The sequence below is a fragment of the Candidatus Methanoperedens sp. BLZ2 genome, from assembly GCF_002487355.1.
Lineage (GTDB): Archaea > Halobacteriota > Methanosarcinia > Methanosarcinales > Methanoperedenaceae > Methanoperedens.
The window spans coordinates 81,067-97,333 of the sequence record NZ_NTMG01000041.1; the positions used below are offsets into that span (position 1 = coordinate 81,067).

Sequence of the window (16,267 nt, forward strand, 5' to 3'; positions counted from 1 at the left end):
CAGGATGAGGTCTTAAATTCTAAATTTTTTCCCAAACATCAGGAAATATATGGGGCCAGGTCAAAATTATATTCATTTTCTTTCCCGTTTGCCTTTACCCCTATGTACATTACCGGACCATCATTTTTACTTACTACTGGAAAACATATTCCTGTTTTTTTATTGGCATTTGGGAAAAGCTTGAAGAAATTTTCAGTATCGCATTGACTATTCAATTGTTTTGTATTATATAACCCGCCATATTTATCAAGTTGCTTTCCATCTTTTGTAACAATAGTCCGTCCTGTGATTTCAAAAGTTACACTGTCATTCTGATTATTCTTAATATCGAGATTAACGAGTGTGCAAGGCGATTTAGCATCAAGGGAAATATCAAAACAATCTTTCAGTATCCTTGTCTCGCTAAGGTTGATCTCATAGTTTGGTGGTTTGAAGTTTTTATCCATAAAATCGTTATAAACTCTAATGATTTCCAGATAGGCGTCATTGTATAATTTTATAATTTTTTCCACATAACCATTAATACCGGATTTTTCATCGACTGAACCAATACTTCCTGAACTGATCACTAATAAGATAGAAATAAAGAGAATAATGTGAAGTGATTTCATTATTTCACCGGCTTTTCATCTTCCCCGGGAGCTTCCTTCTGGATAACTTTTTCTTCTTCTTTTTCTTCTTTTTTTAAGGACTTCTTTTTTGGCTTGATTTTTTTTATTTCTTTTTCCCCGACCGATGGTTTAACCGATGAAACTATTGATTTCTTAATCGTCGAATCTGATTTCTTCGTGGCAATTTTTTTTCGTCTCTTTTTTCCTTCTTCGATCCCTATCAACGTGTCTTCAAGCTTAAGCCCCGAAACATCTTCCATCATTGCTACTGTTACATTAATGTCTTCTGCTGCATGGGATTCTGTGATACCTGGTTTTGTTTTCGGAATTTCATCTATCCCCTCCTGGGTATCATTTTTTATATCGTGTATTTTATTATCCGGGTCAGGAAAGGTTTTTAAATCTCTTTTTTGCCTTCGGATTTTCTCTTCTATACTGATTGTTTCCGCATCCGGTTCTGCTATAACAATATCTGTCACGGGTTTCATCAGGTCCTTGATCTGGTGAATATCTACGTTATTCGTCTGGGTTTCAAACTTGAATTCCGGGGTTATATCAACGATATCCTTATATTCAATATTTTTTTGTTCCTGATGCTGCTTTTTTTCATGTGATCTCCTGAGCAATACAAATTGATAAATCGCAATAATAAAAAGAAAAACAATAATGGTAAAAAGCGCGATTTCATCTGTACTCATGAGATCTCCATGATATATATGATTATAATAATGATATTTAATTCTTTTGATTAAAAAAATATCATATGATCATACAATTATTATACAATTATTTTAGCCCTTGATCCATATCTCCCAATCCCCAGCCCAGGTATTCCTTTATTATAAAATACGCCATTTCAGGAGGGATCGCCCCGACCTCCGTACATATAAGATCGATATATTCGCGAGGCGTTACATCAAAAGCAGGATTTTTCACAGATACGTTTGAGAATTCCCGTAATTTTTCATCTGCTATTACTTCAGAACTGTTTCGTTCTTCTATTTCAATAAGCTCACCCAATAATGATTTTGGGCTGAATTTATAGGTCTCGGCTGCAATTATCACGTTTTTCCTTGCTTCATGCGCAGCAAGGGCAAGCTGGGATGTGCCTATTTTATTTATAACTGAACCATTAGCCGTAACAGCATCTGCGCCCATCACCACAAGGTCAACTTCCTTCATAAAATAGCGAACGGCAGAGTCTACTATTAATGATGTTTTTATCCCGGTTTCATCAAGCTGCCTGATGGTCAGATGTCCCTGCCATCTTGGGCGGGATTCCGTAGCTATAACAGAGATATTTTTCCCACCCTTATGCGCGGCAGCCATTATTGAAATTGCGGCACTGGAGTTGCAGTGCGTCATTATCGTGTCGCCATCCCGGATCCTGTGTGCGCCGATTTCGCCAATTTTTAGCACAGCGCTTTCTGAATTCAGAATGAATCCATCTGCAAGTTCCTTGATATTTGCTTTTGCTTCATCGATGCTATCGCCTTTATATCTCATCACAGCACGAACCGCATTTGGCAGTGATACTGCTGTGGGGCGCGTACTGATAAGAAGCCGGGCAGCCTCAATCATCTTATTATTGAATTCTTCAAGCTTCCCTATTCCAATGCGCTGGCTATAATCGCGAAGTCCGGCTGCCGCTGCTCGTGCGATCCTTCCCGCGCCCCTTATCTCCATATTCTTTATCTTTTGTGCTGTTTCTGAAAGCTGTTTCATTGTTCCTCCAGCATCCGGTAAATCGAATCCATATCCACATGGGATGTAATGAATCCTGCAAGTTCCTCAATACCATCGCCCTGGATTTTATCTTCATATATCAATCCTTTTTGATTATATAAATAGCTAAGGAAAGAATTCCTGAAATTATTGTTCTCAAATAGCCCGTGAAGATATGTACCTATGACAATCCCGTTTTCACTCACGCTTCCGTCATCCCCGAATGCGTGCGCTTCTCCTTTTGTCTCGCCCATGTGGATCTCATATCCTGAAACCTTTTGGCCTTTTATTGCCCCAAGTATCCGTCCGTCTCCAGTAACGGGTTTTTCAACCTGGCGTGTTTGTTTTTCGTATTTCTCAAATAACGTAGAAACATTAAGAAGCCCAAGTCCCTTTATTGAACATGCACCATTTGTCCCTTCTATACCGCTGTCGATTATTTCGTTTCCAAGCATCTGGTAACCCCCGCATATTCCGATCACCGGGATCCCTTTTTTTGCTTCGTCGATGATCTTTTGTCCCATTCCACTGGATAACAGGACTGACATGTCATCCATTGTGTTTTTTGTTCCAGGCAATATGATCGCATCTGATCCTGGGAGTTCTTCACCCGGTTCAACATATTCAATATCTGCGCAATGTTCAAGAGGCTCAAAATCAGTAAAATTAGATATGTGGGGTAACCGTATCACTGCGATCTTGACCGGATTGCCATTACGGGTTTTGTCTTTAATGGAAACAGAATCCTCTGATGGTATATTCATATTAGTATAAGGAATTACACCCAGAACAGGGAGTCCGGTGATCTCTTCAAGCTGTTTTATTCCCGGCGTAAGTAGCTTTATATCTCCCCTGAATTTGTTTATTATAAGACCGGCAACAAGGGGTTTGATATCCGCAGGCAGCAATTGCAGGGTTCCGTAAATACTTGCAAAAACCCCGCCCCTCTCGATATCCCCGACCAGTATTATCGGAGGCTTAACAAGTCTTGCCATACCCGTGTTCACGATATCCCGATGATACAGGTTTATTTCAGCGGCTCCTCCTGCTCCTTCTATTATTATTAATTCGTGCAGATCGCAAAGACGCTCAAAAGCCCCGGAAACAATTGACATAACATCATCTATCGAATCATAATAATCCCCTGCTTCCTTATCAGCTACAGGCTTTCCAAGGATTATCACCTGTGACCTGTGATCACCTTTTGGCTTCAATAATACTGGATTCATGTCTGCTGTTGGTTCAACCCCTGCCGCTTTTGCCTGGATTGCCTGCGCTATCCCGATTTCGCTGCCATCGCACGTTACCCAGGAATTAAGGCTCATATTCTGCGCCTTAAATGGGGCAACTGAATATCTTTTTGAGAGGATACTGCACAGGGCGGTCACAAGTATGCTTTTTCCCACATGTGACCCTGTACCCACGACCATGAGGCTTTTTGTAATTTTTTTCATTCATTTTCCTTTCCAAATATTCTGTTTCGGTAAGCCGCCCAGACACCTGCTGCCAATACAAAAACCAGGGAACCAGTCCCTACGCTGTCTGATATATACCCATAGCCGGTCTTCCAGTTCTCGCTGTAACTGCTAAAACCATAATCAAATATCCATAATAATTGATTTGTCTTACTCATTTCAATGCTTGCATCGATAAATGCCATTTGATTGTATACCGGATAAAAAAGTATTGCAGGAATAAAAATATTATGTAAAAGCGCCCTGTGTTCAGTCGCAAAAGTGTCAATATCAGGCAAAACTGCAAGTGGTAACAGCAAAAGGATATATTTGTAATCCTTTTTCCTGCCCACCATTATAAGGGCAAGAAAAGGAACGATTAAATGTATAGCCCAATTTGGCATTTTAGAATTATTTCTTCCTTATCTGTTCATTCGGATTTGTCCACTCTTGTAACTCGCAGCAGTGCATTAAGAGGAACGCCTGTTATCTCATCAATTCCTTTCTTATCAATAAGTACTGCTATAGCTACTGGTTTTGCTCCAAGGTTCTCTAGAACTGCTACGGCTTCGGTAAGAGTCGTTCCTGATGTTACAACATCATCTATAATTACGCAATTCTTTCCAGCAACATTTGCAAAGTTCTGGCTTATTGTTCCGCCTGTTTCCTTTGATTCCGGCTCCCATTTCTGCTTATTCGGATGATATGTTGCAAATTCAACCCCTAATTCATCTGCTATCAGGTTAGCAAGAGGTATACCTGAAAGCGCAACCCCTACGATAACGTCAATATCAGATCCTGTTTTGCTAAGGCATTCAATAACCATATCAGTCAATGAGCTTGCGATAAATCTCTGCCTGTTCGAGCTTCGTCCGATGTTGCTCCAGTCAATATAAATATCCTTGGGAGCTGCGGTAGCGTCACCCTTTTTGGAATGGACAAGAAGCCATGTTGCTGTTTCGCGGGAAACATTCAATTCATCAGCGATCTGGCCTGTTAAGAGTCCGCCAGCCTGGAGTTCTACAGCTTTTTTAATTAATTCATCGATTGTTTTCATAAGGACTTCACCGGAAATGATAATAATACTTTTTCCTTGTATTTAACAGATTGTCTGGCGATTTATTGGCAAACAACATAACTATATATTAAAATGTACATTAATTACATTGTGGAGGTTAATTTATGCAAGAAGAACAACAAGAACAACAAGAAATAAAAGAGATAAAAAATACGCTCAGTGAACTGACCGCTAAATTTGAAGACAAATATAATGAACTGTCTGAATCAGCAGGGAAAGCGGTCATGGAGAAAAAAGAATCTGCTGAAGCGAAAGTGAATAAAAACCCTCTTGCTTATGTGGCAGGAGCATTTGTGGGCGGGATTCTCGTGGGTTGCCTAATCGGGAGGGGAAAAGGTTAGTGAAGCAAAGTATAATAGATTTTCTATCCGGCCTTTCAAAATCGATAACCCAGGGTTTTATCGAGCATGGTGGAATTGGCAATTCCATAGGAGAAGGTATAGAGAAACTCAGAAAAAAGTTATTTATTACCGCGGTTGCGATCTCACTTGCAGCCACGGGGTTCTTCCTGACCCTGTGGGGAATTGCATCAGCCATTGATGCGATATTCGCTATGCAAGGCCTTGGTTTTGTATTGATAGGTTTAATTGGAGTGCTGACAGGGGCGCTTATATATAAAAAATAGATGAAGAAAAAATTGTCGGCAAGCGGGTAAAAGCTCAATGTTCATGTCCATGTACTGCTTCTGCTGCGTGCCCTCCTGCGCTCTTCATGTATGTGTACAGTTTATGAGAATAGAGGATTAATTCAAGCATCGCCTCTACGTACTCTCTTGCAGCATCCACATCATTTTCATCGTAATCCTTCAAAGAGAGAGCATGGTCGAGCCTTTTTTGCACTTCCTCTTCAACTGTATGCGATAGGAACTCTATTACTTCGCTTGCATCTCCTTTCTCTATGGCTTCTTCCGCTCTTGGAACAACCGGACCTTCGTCAAGTCCTGCTGGTTTTAATCCAGTATAAGGTTCTCCTTCCCCTTCCCTGTGCACACGTACCGCGGTTTCAAAGAACCAGTAGTCTGCAAGTTCTTTAGCTTCCTTACTTGATTTTCTCACTCGAAGAGTTCTCTCAAATGCATCTTTCAATTCATCTTCTCCTTTCCTGGGCAGCCAGGGAAGTATCAAATTGACATTCCCTTTCTCCAGAGCCAGTTTTGCAGCCTTAACAACAGGCCCGTCCATCGTATCGCAATGTGGTGGCATAATCTAACCTCCTGAATTTATAATTCATATTATTCACTTCCGTTTTCCCACTGAATAATTTGTTTAAGGATATATAAAAAGATTGCTTTGGATTATTACGCAGGCTCAGGTGTGGTTTGTGTCCTGAATAGGTCGCTTATTATTTCTTTCGGCGCGCTGTCTGTGCTAAGCCCCATCAGATAACAGGTATTGATCAATGCCCAGGACGGGATCCGAACCCGTGACCTCCAGATTTCTCAGGAGACTCAAGCGCCTCTTCAAATTTACCCTATGAGTCTGGCGCCCTAACCGACTAGGCCACCTGGGCATATCCCTCCCCTACATGCAAAGATGTATTAAAATATATCGTCTTTGGGTTGGATCATCTATTAGATAATTATCTATTTTTCCGGAAAATCAATAATCGCGCCGCTCTTTCTTAAATCCTCAAAGAATCCCGGGTATGAAATGCTGATGGATTCTATTGTATCGATGGTAGTTTCACCTGCCACCATTCCTGCGACAGCAAGCGCCATGACAATCCTGTGGTCATCCCAGCCATGTACTGTTGCTCCCTTTAGCTTACCGCCTTTGATTATTAGCCTGTCTTTTTCCTCTGTAATGTCCACACCCATTTTTTTAAGTTCAACTGTCATTGCATGAAGCCGGTCAGTTTCCTTGTATCTGACATGTTCAGCGTTCTCGATGACCATTTGTCCGCTGGAAGCAGCCCCCAGCACAGCAAGCGTAGGAACCAGATCCGGCGTCTTGCCCACATCCACTTTGATGCCACAAAGCTCGCTTCTGGATACTTTGACTTCTCCTTTTTTCTGGTCCCATAGGATTTGTGCTCCCATTTTTTCAAGTATCCCTATCAATGCAGAATCACCCTGTTCCGAAGGGAATAGGTTTTTAATAGTGACGTCACCGCAAAGCGCTCCTGCTGCCATCATATAGGAAGCTGAGGAAAAATCTCCCGGAACATTATATGACCTCATATCATACTTCTGATCTGGAGGTATGGTGAATGAACTGGCTCTTTCATCGACGTTTATGCTGGCTCCTGCATCTTTTAGCATGTCAATTGTGATATTAACATACGGCCGTGACTTCAATTCACCTTTTATCATTATGGTGGTCTCATTTTCTGCAAATGGACATGCGATCAGAAGTGCGGAAATGAACTGCGAGCTTATTGAACCATCGATATGGACTTTTCCTCCTTTCATTTTGCCCCTGACAACTATTGGTGCCAGACCATTATTGCGCGTAGAAAATGCCATTGCTCCAAGATCATTGAGAGCATCCAGAAGCGGCGTATTTGGTCTTGTCCTGATGCTTGCATCCCCGGTAAGTACAGTAGCTCCATCAACAAGAGAGGATACCGCAGTCATTATCCGAAGTGTTGTGCCTGAATTTGCAACATCAAGCACATTATCAGGGATTTTTAATTTTCCATTAAATCCTGTAATAAGTAAAGAATCATTTTTTGATTCAACAACTGCTCCGAAAGCAATGGCGGCTCTTATGGTAGCTTTTGTATCCTCTGAGATCAGGGGATTATGGACTGTGGCTTTTTTAGAGAGGGCTGCGATGGCAATAGCCCTGTGTGTATAGCTTTTGGATGGTGGTGCATTAACAGTGCCTTTTACTTCGGATCTATTGATTGTCAGTTTCATGTGTTGAACATGCTAATTGAAGATGCAACTATTTATAATTTATATTGTAAATTCGTCGCCGTTATCATTTTTCGTTCATTATGGTTGATTTTAATGTGAATACCTGCTATGACCCCAAATTATCATCATCATAACAATTATCAGTTAACTATATTATGCTCTGGAAGAAATTAATACTGTGAATCAGTATAGTAAATATCGGGTTGAAGGACAAAAAGACAATGCTATAACTGCAAAAAGTTCATCAATTAAAATACTAAGAATACTTGGTCTTATGGCATTGATAAGCTACATGATAGTAATCCTGTTTACCTGGATATTTGCAAATCTCGGAGGTTATGTTTATTTTTCTGCAGGCGAACCTGTATTGTCTATAAAATATATTGAATGGATGCTTGGGTTCCTCGGGATTTTTGTTGCAACTTATTACCTGCATAAAGAATTAAATGACGATATATTATATTAATTACTATATCCTAAGATATTCAAACGGAAAACTTTAAACCCGATAAGGTATTCTTGCGCTGGATTTATCAACAATGAGGACGTGAATTCTAAATAAATGTGGAAAATTGAGGATGCTATAGAACTTTATGGAATAGAAAGATGGGGAAGCGGTTATTTTTCAGTAAATAGAAATGGGAATTTGATTGTCAAACCAACAAAAAATGATGCACAGGTTATAGATCTCAAAAATGTGGTTGATAGTCTTGTATCCAAGAAAATAAATTATCCAATTTTGTTCAGGTTCCCGCAAATCCTTGAGTCACAAATAAAAACATTGAACAGCGCTTTTTCAAATTCAATATTAGAATATAAATATAATAACACTTATCAGGGAATTTTCCCTATGAAAGTGAACCAGAGAAAAGAAGTGATAGAAGAGATCGTCAAATCCGGCAAGAAATATAATATGGGACTTGAAGTGGGAACGAAAGCCGAACTTCTTGCAGCGTTGTCATTTGATCTAAGCAATGATGCCCTTCTTATCTGCAACGGATTCAAGGATGATGAATATCTCCATCTGGCTTTGAATGCCATCAAATTAAGCAATAAAGTTGTTATAATCATCGATGAATTCAGCGAAACAAAACGCCTGCTTGAGATTGCAAAACAATTGAATGTAAAACCGATAATTGGCATCCGTGCAAAACTGTACTCAAGGGGAAGCGGCAAATGGGCTGAATCCGGCGGAGAATCTTCAAAATTCGGCCTGTCAACCACAGAGATACTTGAATGCGTAAAGATAATCAGTGAATACAATATGATCGACCAGCTCCAGGTGCTTCATTTCCACATTGGTTCCCAGATAACCGAAATAAGGAGGATCCAGAAAGCGGTCAAAGAAGCGGCAAGGGTTTATGCCAAAATAAAATTAAAGCATATAAACATCAAATATTTCAATATCGGTGGAGGTCTCGGGATTGATTATGACGGCAGCAAGACTTCATCCGATGCAAGCGCCAATTACACAATACAGGAATATGCAAATAATGTGGTTTATTCACTGAAAGAAGTATGCGATGAAGAAAATGTAACTCATCCCATAATCTTATCTGAAAGCGGCCGTGCGATTTCCGCATATCATTCCGTTCTTGTTATTAATATCAAGGGAAATAAGAATGGAGATTTAAATAAACGTGTTGAACTTCGCGGAAATGAGCCGCATATAATAACGGAATTATACGACGCCTTTAAAGAAATAAATATAAAAAACTATGTAGAGTTTTATCACGACGCCCTGCTTCATCGTGAAGAGCTTCTTTCCCTGTTCAATCTCGGTGAAATCGAATTGGAGGAAAAATCAATGGGAGAGATCCTTTTCTGGCAGCTATGCGAAAAAGCTATCGGCTTTGCAAAGGAAACAGAAAATAAATCCGATGATTTCGATGACCTGAATAAGCTTCTTTCGAAAAAATATATCGGGAATTTTTCGGTTTTCCAATCAGTTCCGGATTTCTGGGCAATAAAACAATTATTCCCGGTCGTCCCTGTCAGCAGGAATAACGAAAAACCCACAGAGTATGGTACTATAGTTGATATTACATGTGATTCCGACGGTGAGATCGACAAATTCGTGGATTTAAAGGATGTAAAAGAAATTCTTGAACTCCATGAACTGAATAATGGGTCGTATTATCTTGCAGTACTCTTAATTGGCGCATACCAGGATACGATTGGCGATTATCACAATTTGTTCGGCTCGGCAAATGAAGCTCATATCATTGTTGATGAAAGTGGTGGGTGGCACATCAAACAAATAGTGAACGGTGACAGGAATTGCGATGTCCTTGGATATGTAAAATATAATAATAGTTATCTTCTGTCAGCATTTGAATCCGAAGTAAACCAGGCAGTAAAAGAGTGCGGATTATCAAAATCAGATGCGGAAGATATTATGAATAATTATAAGAATGTCATGAACAGATACACGTATCTGGATATATAATTATTTTTCAATTGTCACCATATTCATTCAGGATATCTTTATATATCGATACTTTTAATAAATAAATGGTACTAAAAATCAAACTCGAAGTGAAAGAATGGAAATTAAAAATATAAAAAATGTTAAAGGTACAGGGCACGGTTTGCTCATATTGGGTCTTTTATTTATATTCTATTCAGTATATTCAATGTACAATGTATTTACCGGAGCAGAAGCTGCGCCATCCGTTATCCAGATGAACAGCGTCAAAATATCCCTCCCAACAGGCCCCGGAACTCCGCCTATGGACACAGAGCTTATATCGGGAAAAGAATCAAGCATTTTGACAAACATGGGATTGTGGTTTATGCTCATGACATTTGTAGCATCAGCAGGCGGAAGAATTGGGGGGCTTGGCGTAAAATTGGTTCGTGAGATAAAAATCGAAGTCAAAAACGAAGATTAAAATACAGGTTACTGGTATCAAAGCAATTAAATGAATAAAAAAATTGCATTCTTAACAGTACTTGGTTCTGTTTTTTTCTTTCCAGGATTTTATTCCGGAAATATTGCTTTCCAATACCTGGGTATGGGTACCTGGCTCGCAGCCCTGATATTTTTTACATTTTTTCCTAAATTCAAAGAGATTACATCGATAATTCTGGGTCTTTTGGCGCTGCATATGGGAGTATTACTTATATTAAAAGAAAACTTATCTAATATGAAATTCCTGGGTTTTGTGGTTTTTACTATCGGAATTGTTTTTGTCCTGAATTCGGGTTTTTCGGATTATATGAAGAACAGGAAAAAGGAAAAAATAAAAATTAAAAAAAAATAAAAATTAAAAAAGATCAGAGAATCTTATCCTCTTTCATGGCTTTTAGCAACTCAAGAACAGAATACGCCGCCCTTGTTACTCCCATGCTCCGGCTATCGGTGTCAGTCCCTGCCAGATAAAGGTTCCTGACAGGAGAACGTGTTCCTGCAAAATATCCGTTTATGGTCACTGCGGCTTTTTCAGGGATTGTCACCTGGTAATGTGTCATTTCGATCTTATTTTCTATGCCAGGTACTGCCCTGAAGATCAAATCCAGCGCTTTTTTCTTCTCGCTTTCGATATTATTTTTATCATCAATTACAAATGTAAATCCCACAAGCTGTTTACCTTTAGGCGCAATGCTCGCATCGTAATTACTGATTGGCATCGCCCAGTATGCTCCGCCCTTGAACCATACCTCAGAGCCAGTATAATCAAATTCCTTCATTTTTTCCTTTAATCCCAGCCAGAGAGTGAGGCTGAGTGTCTGGTCTATCGTTGAAAGTTTCTTTATATAATCCGGTGGTAATTCGACAAGTAAAGGCAGGTTTTTTACAAAACCCGTGTAAACGATAGTATCCGAAGAGTAAGAATCACTATCAGTAGTGACACCAACCGCTTTTTCGCCATCAGTCAATATTTTATTTACTCTTGAACTGGTTTTTATTTGCACTGTTTCAGGCATCGAATATAATACCGCTTTTAACAGTGATCTCAATCCTCCACGGGGGTAAGCCTGTGCATAAGATACCTTATTGGTGGCAAGCCTGCCCAGGGAGCTAAGATGACCTTTTAACTGGTATTTTGACAATTTGTCGCTTATCATTGAGGCATAAGACGTACCTGATGCCTCCTCAACATTCTCAAAAATATCCTCGGAAACACTGTCCCTTACAAAACTGCTCCCATATAATACACGGTTTACGGATGTGTCTTTCATGGATTTCCCTGAAAGGAAATATGCGATCGCATTGACAAAATCATATGTGTCCCCGGAAAGTCCTTTAGGAATGTAATCGTAAACTGGCTGATCCCCATCCAGCATCCCGAAGGTCATCTGGGTCAGCGCTTTTGTTAATGCCTGTGAAAGCATGAGCCTGTCTTTCCCAGGGAGTACATCAAAAGTGACAAAATCTTTTATATTGGAAGGGATTTTCGTAAGACCTTTTTCGGTACGCACATAATAGTGCCCGTAATCCACAAAAAAAGGCATATATGTGAAATATTCATCCATCAACCGCCGCAGTGGTCCTTCCCGCAGGTGGGTGATCGCATGAGGTCCGGTATCTACCTGGAAACCATCCACCGTATAACTGTTGCAATTGCCCCCTACGGCATCATCCTTTTCAAGTACAAGCACTTTTTTCCCATGCTTTGAAAGAGTCAGGGCTGATAATAGCCCGCTAATTCCTCCTCCCACGATAATTACATCATAATCTGACATTGCATCTCTTATATTGGTGAAACATTATAAAAAATCTTTCTATCGGATAACTTTCTTCATACGCCTGAAAACCCCGCGCATTACCTGGAATATAACTACATATAAAGGAGCTGTCCTCCCACCCGGACGGGTTTTTCCTTCTCTGATGGCGTTTAATACTGATTCCATAAAAGGCTCTGCATCTATTTCCGTATATCCTCTCCCAATTGTTGCAAGCATATGGGAATCACTTCCTCCCACTTGAGGTTTTCCCAATTCCAATGCCATTTCTTCCGCTTTTTTGTTCTCCCCGAATATGCATCTTGAATTGAATGTCTCGATGGCATCAATATCAAGCCCTTTCACATTACCCAGGCTCCTGATCTTAAAAGGATGCGCTGCTATTATAACGCCTCCGATTTGTCTTGCAATACTGATTGTCTCCTGCGGAGAAAGATCCGGGGGGATGCTCCCCCTTGCCCCCAGTATGATAAGATGACCCTGCGTTGTTGAGACTTCTATTCCGGGGATAACCATCAATGGAAGATTCAGATCCTTTGCACGTTTGCGGGCAAGAAAATTCCCGGTTATGGTATTGTGATCGCATATTGCGATCCCGTCCAGATCTTTTTCCACAGCCCTTTTCAGGATGTCATCTATAGCCAATCCGCTGTCTGAGGAATGGTTTGAATGGATGTGCAGGTCAAAACGCATATTCCTTGTATTTCTTAAGATATACAAAAAAATACCTGTGCTATGAATTGCTGCATCTACTTAGACCAGTTCATTTTTGCATGAAAATTAGAAATCAATAATATGATAGTAATAATGATTATCATATACCCCATTATTTCCACTGGAAAAAAAAATCTATAACTCCAATTCAATTCGAAGTCAAAGATATATTTATCATCAGGCGGTATGATATTGTCAAGCAGGCGATAATAAATGAACAAAAAAGTAGTAATTTTGATATTAGCAATGATAAGCATTGCGATCTTTAGCGGGTGCATCCAGGCGGACATGAAAACAATAGATGAGGAAAAAAGTGTGGGGAACACGACAGTCTTTCCAGTACCTGGATCAACTCAAGAATTGAAGAAATTCTCATCAGCATATGAATTGCGGGAATACCTGAAAGCAAGCGCGCAAAATACAGGTGCATCCGGCGGTTTTTGGATGGGAAGGGATTTTGCCATTGCAGGATCAGAAATGGGCAGGGTAACGGCTGTACCAGCCGCATCTGTTTCCAAAGGAGAAGCAGTGAGCATTCAAGCGCCTTCCGGTGGCACAGCAGCGGATTATTCAAAAACAAATATCCAGGTTGAAGGTGTAGATGAAGCTGATTTTGTAAAGAACGATGGAAAATATATTTATGTCATCGCGCAGAACAGGCTTGTTATCCTTGATGCATTCCCTGCATCTGATGCAAAGATCCTTTCCTCCACACTGATCGAAGGACGGCCAAAGGATATATTCGTAAACGGTGACAGGCTAATGATTTTTATGGAAGATACCGATACTGTTTATGGTATTGCGGAATATGATTATATGCCAAGGCCAAGGAACACTATGAAAACAGTAGCCCTGATATATGATATCTCAAACAGGAAAAACCCGGAGGAAGTAGCAAATTACAGCATCAGCGGCAATTATTTCCAGTCAAGGATGATCGGGGATAATGTATATTTCATCGCAAAGGATTCGGTTTATTATTACAATGATTTTGTAGATATGCCTGTCATCAGGAAAGGATCAGCCAGGATCATGGCTCCTGATGTATATTACTTTGATAATCCGGAACAGAATTACGTATTTCATACCATCGCCTCTATCAATATTAAGAAAACAGATAGCATCAACGCGAAGACCTTCATGATGGGTTATTCTGATAATTTGTATGTTTCCCAGAATAATATATACATCACTTACAGGAAAAATATGCCCGTATTGTATTATGAATCGCAGCGTGAAGAACGGTTCTATGAGGTGGTTTTACCTCTTCTCCCGCAGGATGCCCGGAATAAAATAAATGAGATAAAGAACAGTAACCTTGACCAGCACGAAAAATGGGACAAAATATCATCCATTCTGGAAGATACTTTCAACAGGATGACGGAAAAAGAAAAACAACAATACCAGGAAGATGTCCGGAAAGCAGTTGAAGAATATGAAATAAAACTCGCACAGGAAAGAGAAAAGACGGTCATCCAGAAAATTGGTATTGAGAATGGCGCTATCGAATATAAGACAAAAGGCGAGGTACCGGGAAGCCTCCTGAACCAGTTCTCTATGGATGAATCCGGAGATTATTTCAGGGTTGCCACTACTTCGCAGTTCTGGACACAGAACAGTAACATCCAGTATAATAACGTATATGTCCTTGACAGTGACCTTAAAATTGCGGGGAAGCTGGAAAAAATAGCTCAGGACGAAAGAATTTACTCAACGCGATTCATCGGGAACAGGCTCTATATGGTGACATTCAAGAGAATAGACCCGTTGTTCGTGATAGACCTCACAGACCCCAACAAACCGCAAGTGCTTGGCCAGCTCAAGATACCGGGATTCTCAGATTACCTGCACCCGTATGATGAAAACCATATAATCGGTGTGGGGAAAGAAACCGCCGAGAATGAATGGGGTGGAGTATCGATAAAAGGTGTGAAAGTGTCGCTCTTTGATGTATCTGATGTCAATAATCCTAAACAGATAGATACTTATGAAATCGGAAAAGCCGGGACGGATTCCGAGGCGCTTCGTGACCATAAGGCATTTTTGTTTGATAAAAAGAAGAACCTGCTTGTGATCCCGGTAAGAGAAGTCACAGGAAAAGAGCAATACGACAGCAGATATGGTTATATGCAAAAAGTATGGCAGGGCGCTTATGTCTTCGACATAACCCTGAATGGCTTTAAGCTCAAAGGTAAGATATCGCACTTTGATGATTTCGAGGAGCAGTATTATTACTGGGGCTCACCCGGCGCAGTTCGCAGGTCATTGTTCATGGATGATGTGCTTTACACGATATCAGCGAGAAAGGTAATGATGAGCGACCTTAAGGATATCAGCGGGATAAACAGCATCGATCTGCCGTTCTCAAGGGATCTTTACAATGAGTATGGATGGAATTGATATTTGGAGGAAAGATGCAATATGAAGAGATCCTTAACCGATTGAAATCCCTCTCAAACCCGGAAGCAGTAGCAGGAATGGCGCGGTTTGGGATCAATCCGATTAACACCTGTGGAGTTTCTATTCCAACCTTGAGAAAGATAGCCAGGGAAACAGGAAAAGATCACACCCTTGCCCAGGAACTCTGGTCATCCGGCATCCATGAGGCACGGATTCTTGCCAGCCTCATCGATGTCCCGGAAAAGGTAAATGAAGAGCAGATGGAAAAATGGGTGGTGGATTTTGACTCATGGGATGTTTGCGACCAGTGCTGCAGTAATCTTTTTGACAAAACCTCACTTGCTTATCAAAAAGCGATTGAATGGAGCAACAGGAAAGAAGAATTTGTTAAAAGAGCGGGTTTTGTCATGATGGCTACAATTGCGGTTCATGATAAGATGGCGGCAGATAAAGAGTTCTTAAAGTTCCTGCCCCGTATAAAAAAGGAATCAGTGGATAACAGGAATTTTGTCAGGAAAGCTGTCAACTGGGCGCTTCGCCAGATCGGGAAACGAAACCTGAATTTAAATGGAATTGCGATTAAAACTGCAAAGGAGATACTGGAAATAGATTCAAAGACTGCTAAATGGGTAGCATCTAATGCGCTTGCTGAATTGACAAATGAAAAGGTGCAGAAGAGATTACGCGGGCGCGCCGAGCAAAGCTCATACTCGCCAGCTGGTGCAAATCCAGCATG

At 40.5% G+C, this 16,267-nt stretch carries 18 protein-coding genes and 1 tRNA gene; 8 read left to right on the forward strand and 11 right to left on the reverse strand.

Going from position 1 to position 16,267, the window contains the following annotated elements; genetic code table 11:
* Positions 1-38: 38 nt before the first annotated feature.
* The 6 genes from CL181_RS07490 to CL181_RS07515 all read right to left on the reverse strand — a co-directional run bounded on the left by CL181_RS07490 (position 39) and on the right by CL181_RS07515 (position 4,847).
* Positions 39-611: a hypothetical protein gene (locus CL181_RS07490; RefSeq protein ID WP_097298683.1), complete on the reverse strand. Its 573-nt coding sequence runs from the start codon at positions 609-611 to the stop codon at positions 39-41.
* On the reverse strand, positions 611-1,309 hold the full coding sequence (locus CL181_RS07495; RefSeq protein ID WP_097298684.1) for a hypothetical protein: 699 nt from the start codon (positions 1,307-1,309) through the stop codon (positions 611-613). The genes CL181_RS07490 and CL181_RS07495 overlap by 1 nt, the downstream gene beginning before the upstream one ends.
* An 88-nt stretch (positions 1,310-1,397) precedes the next feature.
* Entirely contained in the window at positions 1,398-2,336 is a 939-nt protein-coding gene (locus tag CL181_RS07500) for a ribose 1,5-bisphosphate isomerase (RefSeq protein WP_097298685.1), read from the reverse strand.
* On the reverse strand, positions 2,333-3,790 hold the full coding sequence (locus CL181_RS07505; protein ID WP_097298686.1) for a cobyric acid synthase: 1,458 nt from the start codon (positions 3,788-3,790) through the stop codon (positions 2,333-2,335). The genes CL181_RS07500 and CL181_RS07505 overlap by 4 nt, the downstream gene beginning before the upstream one ends.
* Positions 3,787-4,194, reverse strand: coding sequence for a hypothetical protein (locus CL181_RS07510; RefSeq protein ID WP_097298687.1), 408 nt, complete (start codon positions 4,192-4,194; stop codon positions 3,787-3,789). The genes CL181_RS07505 and CL181_RS07510 overlap by 4 nt, the downstream gene beginning before the upstream one ends.
* A gap of 26 nt (positions 4,195-4,220) precedes the next feature.
* Positions 4,221-4,847 carry an orotate phosphoribosyltransferase-like protein gene (locus CL181_RS07515; RefSeq protein ID WP_097298688.1) on the reverse strand — a complete coding sequence of 209 codons (627 nt, stop codon included), beginning with the start codon at positions 4,845-4,847 and terminating at the stop codon, positions 4,221-4,223.
* A gap of 125 nt (positions 4,848-4,972) precedes the next feature.
* Between CL181_RS07515 and CL181_RS07520 the strand changes: the two genes are divergently transcribed.
* Complete coding sequence (locus CL181_RS07520; protein WP_097298689.1) at positions 4,973-5,209, forward strand: hypothetical protein; 237 nt, start codon at positions 4,973-4,975, stop codon at positions 5,207-5,209.
* The gene (locus CL181_RS07525; RefSeq protein WP_097298690.1) at positions 5,209-5,493 is read left to right on the forward strand and encodes a hypothetical protein; all 285 of its coding nucleotides are present in this window, start codon (positions 5,209-5,211) and stop codon (positions 5,491-5,493) included. The genes CL181_RS07520 and CL181_RS07525 overlap by 1 nt, the downstream gene beginning before the upstream one ends.
* 34 nt (positions 5,494-5,527) lie before the next feature.
* On the opposite strand, the gene CL181_RS07530 is transcribed toward CL181_RS07525, so the two are convergent.
* The 3 genes from CL181_RS07530 to aroA all read right to left on the reverse strand — a co-directional run bounded on the left by CL181_RS07530 (position 5,528) and on the right by aroA (position 7,728).
* Positions 5,528-6,070, reverse strand: a complete 543-nt coding sequence (locus CL181_RS07530) for a DUF6448 family protein (RefSeq protein WP_097298691.1) — start codon at positions 6,068-6,070, stop codon at positions 5,528-5,530.
* 197 nt (positions 6,071-6,267) lie between these two features.
* Positions 6,268-6,377 (reverse strand) — tRNA-Met (locus CL181_RS07535).
* A gap of 73 nt (positions 6,378-6,450) precedes the next feature.
* The gene (aroA, locus tag CL181_RS07540) at positions 6,451-7,728 is read right to left on the reverse strand and encodes a 3-phosphoshikimate 1-carboxyvinyltransferase (RefSeq protein WP_097298692.1); all 1,278 of its coding nucleotides are present in this window, start codon (positions 7,726-7,728) and stop codon (positions 6,451-6,453) included.
* A 178-nt stretch (positions 7,729-7,906) separates the two neighbouring features.
* On the opposite strand from aroA, the gene CL181_RS07545 reads away from it, so the two are divergent.
* From CL181_RS07545 to CL181_RS07560, 4 genes are all read left to right on the forward strand, one after another.
* Positions 7,907-8,194, forward strand: a complete 288-nt coding sequence (locus CL181_RS07545; RefSeq protein WP_097298693.1) for a hypothetical protein — start codon at positions 7,907-7,909, stop codon at positions 8,192-8,194.
* Between the two features lie 96 nt (positions 8,195-8,290).
* A complete protein-coding gene (speA, locus tag CL181_RS07550; protein WP_097298694.1) occupies positions 8,291-10,177 on the forward strand; it encodes a biosynthetic arginine decarboxylase in 1,887 nt (628 codons plus the stop codon).
* A gap of 97 nt (positions 10,178-10,274) precedes the next feature.
* A complete protein-coding gene (locus CL181_RS07555; RefSeq protein WP_097298695.1) occupies positions 10,275-10,622 on the forward strand; it encodes a hypothetical protein in 348 nt (115 codons plus the stop codon).
* 30 nt (positions 10,623-10,652) lie between these two features.
* The gene (locus CL181_RS07560) at positions 10,653-10,994 is read left to right on the forward strand and encodes a hypothetical protein (RefSeq protein WP_097298696.1); all 342 of its coding nucleotides are present in this window, start codon (positions 10,653-10,655) and stop codon (positions 10,992-10,994) included.
* Between the two features lie 13 nt (positions 10,995-11,007).
* On the opposite strand, the gene CL181_RS07565 is transcribed toward CL181_RS07560, so the two are convergent.
* Positions 11,008-12,417 (reverse strand): NAD(P)/FAD-dependent oxidoreductase, encoded by a 1,410-nt coding sequence (locus CL181_RS07565; protein WP_097298697.1) that lies wholly within the window; start codon positions 12,415-12,417, stop codon positions 11,008-11,010.
* Between the two features lie 39 nt (positions 12,418-12,456).
* Positions 12,457-13,110 (reverse strand): PHP domain-containing protein, encoded by a 654-nt coding sequence (locus CL181_RS07570; RefSeq protein WP_097298702.1) that lies wholly within the window; start codon positions 13,108-13,110, stop codon positions 12,457-12,459.
* A 234-nt stretch (positions 13,111-13,344) separates the two neighbouring features.
* Here CL181_RS07570 and CL181_RS07575 point away from each other — a divergent pair, with 234 nt between their 5' ends.
* Both CL181_RS07575 and CL181_RS07580 read left to right on the forward strand, forming a co-directional pair.
* Positions 13,345-15,531 (forward strand): beta-propeller domain-containing protein, encoded by a 2,187-nt coding sequence (locus CL181_RS07575; RefSeq protein ID WP_141398832.1) that lies wholly within the window; start codon positions 13,345-13,347, stop codon positions 15,529-15,531.
* Positions 15,522-16,267, forward strand: a 746-nt coding sequence (locus CL181_RS07580; protein ID WP_255251476.1) for a DNA alkylation repair protein, incomplete at its 3' end; no start/stop codon positions are given. The genes CL181_RS07575 and CL181_RS07580, both read left to right, overlap by 10 nt.

Coding starts and splice junctions, on each gene's coding strand:
- CL181_RS07490 (WP_097298683.1), bottom strand. CDS start 611: ATGAAATCACTTCACATTATTCTCTTTATTTCTATCTTATTAGTGATC.
- CL181_RS07495 (WP_097298684.1), bottom strand. CDS start 1,309: ATGAGTACAGATGAAATCGCGCTTTTTACCATTATTGTTTTTCTTTTT.
- CL181_RS07500 (WP_097298685.1), bottom strand. CDS start 2,336: ATGAAACAGCTTTCAGAAACAGCACAAAAGATAAAGAATATGGAGATA.
- CL181_RS07505 (WP_097298686.1), bottom strand. CDS start 3,790: ATGAAAAAAATTACAAAAAGCCTCATGGTCGTGGGTACAGGGTCACAT.
- CL181_RS07510 (WP_097298687.1), bottom strand. CDS start 4,194: ATGCCAAATTGGGCTATACATTTAATCGTTCCTTTTCTTGCCCTTATA.
- CL181_RS07515 (WP_097298688.1), bottom strand. CDS start 4,847: ATGAAAACAATCGATGAATTAATTAAAAAAGCTGTAGAACTCCAGGCT.
- CL181_RS07520 (WP_097298689.1), top strand. CDS start 4,973: ATGCAAGAAGAACAACAAGAACAACAAGAAATAAAAGAGATAAAAAAT.
- CL181_RS07530 (WP_097298691.1), bottom strand. CDS start 6,070: ATGCCACCACATTGCGATACGATGGACGGGCCTGTTGTTAAGGCTGCA.
- aroA (WP_097298692.1), bottom strand. CDS start 7,728: ATGAAACTGACAATCAATAGATCCGAAGTAAAAGGCACTGTTAATGCA.
- speA (WP_097298694.1), top strand. CDS start 8,291: ATGTGGAAAATTGAGGATGCTATAGAACTTTATGGAATAGAAAGATGG.
- CL181_RS07555 (WP_097298695.1), top strand. CDS start 10,275: ATGGAAATTAAAAATATAAAAAATGTTAAAGGTACAGGGCACGGTTTG.
- CL181_RS07560 (WP_097298696.1), top strand. CDS start 10,653: ATGAATAAAAAAATTGCATTCTTAACAGTACTTGGTTCTGTTTTTTTC.
- CL181_RS07565 (WP_097298697.1), bottom strand. CDS start 12,417: ATGTCAGATTATGATGTAATTATCGTGGGAGGAGGAATTAGCGGGCTA.
- CL181_RS07570 (WP_097298702.1), bottom strand. CDS start 13,110: ATGCGTTTTGACCTGCACATCCATTCAAACCATTCCTCAGACAGCGGA.
- CL181_RS07575 (WP_141398832.1), top strand. CDS start 13,345: ATGAACAAAAAAGTAGTAATTTTGATATTAGCAATGATAAGCATTGCG.